The 5,699-nt window shown below is 46.6% G+C and carries 6 protein-coding genes and 1 pseudogene; 2 read left to right on the top strand and 5 right to left on the bottom strand.

Annotated features, from left to right (window positions below; translation table 11 throughout):
- Nucleotides 1-170 precede the first annotated feature (170 nt).
- Entirely contained in the window at nt 171-797 is a 627-nt protein-coding gene (locus tag WCK19_RS18100; protein ID WP_342398807.1) for a hypothetical protein, read from the top strand.
- Here WCK19_RS18100 and WCK19_RS18105 read toward each other — a convergent pair.
- The gene (locus WCK19_RS18105) at nt 740-1,075 is read right to left on the bottom strand and encodes a hypothetical protein (protein WP_342398808.1); all 336 of its coding nucleotides are present in this window, start codon (nt 1,073-1,075) and stop codon (nt 740-742) included. The genes WCK19_RS18100 and WCK19_RS18105 overlap by 58 nt on opposite strands.
- A 385-nt stretch (nt 1,076-1,460) precedes the next feature.
- Between WCK19_RS18105 and WCK19_RS18110 the strand changes: the two genes are divergently transcribed.
- The gene (locus tag WCK19_RS18110; protein ID WP_342398809.1) at nt 1,461-1,601 is read left to right on the top strand and encodes a hypothetical protein; all 141 of its coding nucleotides are present in this window, start codon (nt 1,461-1,463) and stop codon (nt 1,599-1,601) included.
- A 9-nt stretch (nt 1,602-1,610) separates the two neighbouring features.
- Here the strand turns inward: WCK19_RS18110 and WCK19_RS18115 are convergent, their stop codons facing one another.
- From WCK19_RS18115 to infA, 4 genes and pseudogenes are all read right to left on the bottom strand, one after another.
- Nucleotides 1,611-2,432, bottom strand: a complete 822-nt coding sequence (locus WCK19_RS18115) for a transglutaminase family protein (RefSeq protein WP_342398810.1) — start codon at nt 2,430-2,432, stop codon at nt 1,611-1,613.
- A 101-nt stretch (nt 2,433-2,533) separates the two neighbouring features.
- Nucleotides 2,534-3,592, bottom strand: a complete 1,059-nt coding sequence (locus tag WCK19_RS18120) for an alpha-E domain-containing protein (RefSeq protein WP_342398811.1) — start codon at nt 3,590-3,592, stop codon at nt 2,534-2,536.
- 17 nt (nt 3,593-3,609) lie between these two features.
- Nucleotides 3,610-5,061, bottom strand: coding sequence for a circularly permuted type 2 ATP-grasp protein (locus WCK19_RS18125; protein WP_342398812.1), 1,452 nt, complete (start codon nt 5,059-5,061; stop codon nt 3,610-3,612).
- A 239-nt stretch (nt 5,062-5,300) separates the two neighbouring features.
- Nucleotides 5,301-5,495, bottom strand: a pseudogene (gene infA / locus WCK19_RS18130) (translation initiation factor IF-1); the annotation flags it as partial.
- Between the last annotated feature and the right edge of the window lie 204 nt (nt 5,496-5,699).

Below are 5,699 nucleotides of genomic sequence, written 5' to 3' on the forward strand. Positions count from 1 at the left end.
GGGGTTGGTCCGCCGTTATCGCCGGGAGCGCCAAGCATCGCATCGGTGGCGGTAAGACTGCCACGCGCGCTGAGGAAACCACAACTGTAGCTGCCAACTGCGCCCACCTCTAGGTTATAGCCCCCATCGGTGATGACGCTGTCAGTTTCGTTGAAGCAAATATTGCTACCTTGAAACAGGCTGTTCTTTACATTGAATATCCCAAAAACGCCAAGGAGGGTTCCGCCACTAAGGGTTCCAGCATTATCAATGAAAGTGGCGTTGATTATACTTACATTGCCGTAGTTAATAATAGCCCCGCCGCTATTAGCAGTATTATTGTAGATGCTGGAATTGGTTATATTGATTATGCCCGTGTTGCTGTTATAAATAGCCCCGCCGCCCGAACTAGTGGTATTGCCATACAGGCTGGAATTGATTATTTCAAGTCCTTCGCTGTAATTATAAATAGCCCCGCCGCTACTCTCACCGCCGCTGGAAGTATTGTTATACAGGCTGGAATTAGTTATCGTGGCAGAGTTGGCGGAGACTCCAATATTAATAGCCCCACCACCATCCTTGGAGGTATTGCCATACAGGCTGGAATTGGTTATCGTGAGCGTGTTGTTACCGCTAAGATAAATAGCCCCACCGCCCCAATCAGCAGTATTATTGTAGATGCTGGAATTGGTTATCGTGAGCGTGCCGTTATTGCCGACACTAATAGCCCCGCCGTCGCCGGCTGTCTTTTTGCCGTCAGTCAGGTTGAGATTGGTGATGGACAGCTTTTGCTAGAGTTGACGGCGAAAAGCTGGTAGGTGTTCGCCCCGCTGATAGTTACCTTGCCCGCCCCCGTGTTGGTTAGGCTCAGGTCTGTGGCAATGGTTAGAGTTGCAGATAAGGTGATGGTGGTATCGGTGGCGCAGTTAAAATCGAACGTGCCGCCTGCGGTAACAGCATCTGTCAGCCCAGTTAGGGAGCATGAAGGAGCCGCTTGCACCGAACGCATGCTAATGAAAACTGCCAGCAGTAGGGCGATAACCGCCAAACTTCCGGCGATGCTTTTTCGCTTTCCGATTGTTATTCCAAAAACCATTACTGATTCCTTCCCTTGACTACTTAATTTTCCCTTTCAAACAACCCCGTTTGGTTGTCTGCTACTTCACTACTGGAGAATGCGCTACCCTGTTGTCCATCAGAAGGCGCCTACAGTTACAAAATGAATGGCTTTTTTGGGAACTGTATAACGCTAGTTATTAAATCATTTTAATTTAAATAAGGTTTTATATTAATTACGCTAATTATTATACAAAGTAAAGGTTCATTTTGGCATTAAATATATATTAATATGGCGAGAAATCGCGACACGGCGGTTGCTCGTATAAGATGCGCCCTCGTTTGGTGGGTAAATTCGGGGGGGAATTGGGAAGGGCGTATTTGAAATACGCCCCTACGGGTTCGGATTGGTAGGAGCAACCTCCGTGTTGCGACAAGATGGCGCCCGCGTTCGGGGCGCAGGCGAACCGCCCCCTACGGGTTTATTCTCTTGGTGTTGGCGAGAGGGCTTCAATCCAAAATCAGCAATCCAAAATCCAAAATGGAATGCGCCCTCGATGCGTTGATTGGCTATATTAAGCTACAGCCGATACCCTTACAATAACCTTGAGACGTTCCTTAACATTACCCTTGTACGTACCGCGCACCAACGTAACATCCGAATAATCCCTGCCTGCGCCGATACGGATATAGCGTTCATCCACAAACAGCGTGTCATGGGTGGGGTCAAAAGCCGCCCAGCCTATCTCCGCGCCACAGTAAATCTCGCACCAAGCATGGCTCGCCATGTCGAATTGCTCTAGGTTTGAGCCTCCGTAATAATAGCCGCTAACATAACGAGCGGGTATCCCCAGATAGCGACAGGCGGCAATCATAATATGGGCAAAATCTTGGCAAACCCCGCGCCTAAGAGTCATCACCATTGCGGTGGTGCTATGCACATCGGTAACGCCCGGTTCATATACAAAAGTGTCATTGATGGTGCGGCACACCGTTTCCCCAAGCCGGTAGGGGTCGCTGATAAGCTCTTGAAATTGTGCCGCGAACTTCTGAATCTGAGGGTCAAAATGGATATACTTGCTTTCATTCAGAAATTCATACAGCATTATTTCGTTTTCTTCGCCCGGATAACAATGTTCTGAGGTGGTATCCACTATTGTGGTAGCTTTTATTTCCACCCTTTTATGGCTTTGGAGCAGGTTAAAATAATGAACAGTGTTGCCATAAAAATCGGTATATTGGAAAAAATTAGCAGTTGGGTCAACTTTAAGCTCAAAGCTGAGAACTTGCTGTGGGATATTATGGTTTTCGCCGGGCTGTAGGCGCACTTCGGTAAGAGTTTCGTATATCGGCGCGTCATATTCGAACAGCGTCGTATGTTCGACTTTAAGTTTCATATTCTATTTTCAGATGATTTCCTTAGTCCAATTCTCCAATAGATAGATTGTAACACAATTAAACCGGAGCGATAAATGCAACCTGATAATAACGAATTATATTATTGCTGCTGCTGCTGCTGCGCCTGACTCCACTGCGCCCTACCGCCGGAAAGCCCGGTAAACGGTAGCGCCGGCTCAAGCTCGTCATCGCTGGAAATCGGCACATGGTAAGCAAAATAGATTTGGTGAATCTGGTCGCCGACCCGCGCAAGATTGCATTGTACATCCTCAAGGAAGCGATGCAAATCACGCTCATGAATATCACCCAGAGTAGTATAAGCCATCTCCGCTTCCATTTTACCGATTAAGCGGTCGGCATTATTGGTATAATCACGGCGAGAGCTACCCGAAATACGCCAAAGCGCCTGTTCCAACGCCCCAATCGAGAAATAAAGACTGCGCGGAAATTCTCTATCAAGCATCAAGAAGTGCAGAATAAAGTCAGGCTCAATTTTGGCGGAATGGACTTTGCGGAAAGCCTCCAACGCGCTACAACTTTTCAAAACCGCCATCCATTGGATAATATCCACAGACTCGTAACGCTCCCCGGTACGAGGGCGCAACATATGGTATTTCACATCCAATATGCGGGAAATATTGTCGGTGCGTTCCACATATTTGCCCGCTTGCACAAAGTTCCAACCTTCACTGCGCGACATAGTACAATCTGTTATACCCTGAAAGGTCTGCGAACCGGTCTTAATCACCTTGTAGAAAGTATAAGGGTCGCCCTTAAGCTGTTGGGGCGTAGCGCGTAACAGAAAGTGATAAAGGTCGTTAATCTGTTCCCACATTTCGCTAGAGATGCTCTCAATAATACTACGCGCATTCTCTCGCGCCAGATTAATGCAACTGAGAATAGAGTTCGGGTTATTGCGATTGAACACCAGAAAATCGGCTACGGTATCGGCAGTATAACGGTCGTACAGCTTGTTATAACGCGCTTCATCGCTGGTCGCCATAATAAGAGCTTCCCAATAACGGCGGTTATCTATATTCGTAATCTGGTTTAGGTCGAGCAACAAATGAAAATTGACATCGAGAAACCGAGCAGTATTTTCCGCCCGCTCAATATAGCGGCTCATCCAGAACATTGATTCAGCCACGCGGCTCAGCATGGTTTCTAATCCTTCCTTTAGTTATCGTACAAAACCCAAGTATCTTTACTGCCGCCGCCTTGCGAAGAGTTTACCACTAGCGAACCCTTCTTCAGCGCAACGCGGGTTAAGCCACCCGGCACAATAGTTATTTTCTTGCCATACAGAATATAAGGGCGAAGGTCAATATGGCATCCGGTCAAATCGGTATCATTAATAAAGCTAGGATGCCTTGAAAGAGAGATGGTCGGTTGCGCGATATAGTTTCGAGGATGCGCCAGCACCTTAGCGGCAAATTCCTCGCGCTCCTCTACGGTAGCATGAGGTCCAATCAGCATGCCATACCCGCCCGATTCATTGGCAGCTTTTACCACCAGCTTATCCAGATTTTCTAAAATATACTTACAATCGGTTGGGTTACTGGCAAGGTAAGTTGGCACATTCTCGATGATGGAGTCTTGGTCGAGATAGTATTTAATGATTTTAGGCACAAAGCTATAGATAACCTTGTCATCAGCAACGCCCGTACCAATAGCATTTGCCAACGCTACGTTACCCATGCGGTAGGCATTTACAATTCCGGCAACGCCTAGCATAGAATCGGGACGGAACACCAAGGGGTCGAGAAACTCATCATCCACGCGCCGGTAAACCACGTCCACTCGCTCTAATCCTTTGGTAGTGCGGGTATAAACCTTGTTATCATTCACTACCAAATCGCGCCCCTCGGTGAGTTCGATACCCATTTGCCGCGCTAGAAAGCTATGCTCAAAATAGGCAGCGTTATAGATACCGGGGGTAAGCACCACTACGTTTGGTTCACGCTGCTTCATTGGGCTGATTTCCTGAAGCGTTTTTAGCAGTTCCTGTGGGTATTCCTCGATGGGGCGCACCTTGTAATGGTCGAACATGGTAGGGAAAGCGCGTTTCATTGCCTGACGGTCTTGGAGCATATAGGAAACGCCGCTAGGGCTGCGTAGGTTATCCTCTAGCACCATATATTTACCGTCTTTATCCCGGATAATATCGGTGCCGGTTACGTGGATATAAACCCCTAAGGGCGGGTTTACGCCGACAAATTCACGGCGGAAGTTTTTGCTACTCAAAATTAAATCAGCCGGAACAACCTTATCCTTCAAAATCTGCTGGTCATGATAAATATCATGAAGGAACAGGTTAAGGGCGGTTATACGCTGTTCTAGCCCCTTTTCGATTTGCTGCCATTCGTTATCAGGCACGATTCGGGGCAGCAAATCAAAGGGAAAGATACGCTCAATGCCTTCTTCCGCGCCATATACCGTAAAGGTGATGCCTTGATTTAGAAAGAATACATTAGTAGTCTGACGGCGGGCGCGTAGTTCTGCATTGTTGAGTTGGTTAAACCGTTCCACCAACTGCTTATAATGGGGGCGGGGCTGGTTGGTTTCATCGAACACTTCATCATAGAAACGTGATGAATCAATTTCATAACGGGAAAATGTCTGAGACATAAAGAGACCTTATTTGATAAATGCTATTTAGCAATAGGGATAATTTAGAGAGGCTTTTCTTTGCTGGAAATTAGTAGATAGAATAAAACAATTACCCAAATTTTGCAAATTGGTTTAAGAAAGCGCAAAAAAGATTCGGTTTGAAGGCAAAATAAAAGGGTATCTCGCAGGGTTGCTTAGCATAATGCCTTCTTACGAAATACCCGCACACTATTATTAAGTGTTATACTATTCGGATTTTATTTGAAACGGTAGGTGATGCGTCCTCTGGTAAGGTCATACGGGGAGAGTTCCAAAGTCACACGGTCTCCCGGCAAGATTCGGATAAAGTTTTTGCGGATTTTGCCGCTGATATGCCCTAACACGCTATGCCCGTTGTCGAGGGCAACTTCAAACATTGCATTGGGAAGCGCTTTTACTACTTTACCATCAACCGATACTGCATCTGGGTTAGATTGCGGGGTTGAGGGGGTAGTTGGCGCGGGATTGGTATTTTTTCTACGGTTATTGTTATAGTTATTTCTCGGTTTGTTCAAAATTAAAAGCTATCCTTTCAAGAATATTTTTTACGATTTTAAATAAACGAGCGGAACGGCAAGAAGCCGCCCCGCCAGCATATTTCTACAAAATATTAGTAG

It is taken from the genome of Candidatus Chlorohelix sp. (assembly GCF_037138995.1).
GTDB lineage: Bacteria > Chloroflexota > Chloroflexia > Chloroheliales > Chloroheliaceae > Chlorohelix.

Bases quoted from the DNA above. Each gene is read 5' to 3' on its own strand.
- WCK19_RS18105 (WP_342398808.1), bottom strand. From the start codon at position 1,075: ATGGTTTTTGGAATAACAATCGGAAAGCGAAAAAGCATCGCCGGAAGT.
- WCK19_RS18115 (WP_342398810.1), bottom strand. From the start codon at position 2,432: ATGAAACTTAAAGTCGAACATACGACGCTGTTCGAATATGACGCGCCG.
- WCK19_RS18120 (WP_342398811.1), bottom strand. From the start codon at position 3,592: ATGCTGAGCCGCGTGGCTGAATCAATGTTCTGGATGAGCCGCTATATT.
- WCK19_RS18125 (WP_342398812.1), bottom strand. From the start codon at position 5,061: ATGTCTCAGACATTTTCCCGTTATGAAATTGATTCATCACGTTTCTAT.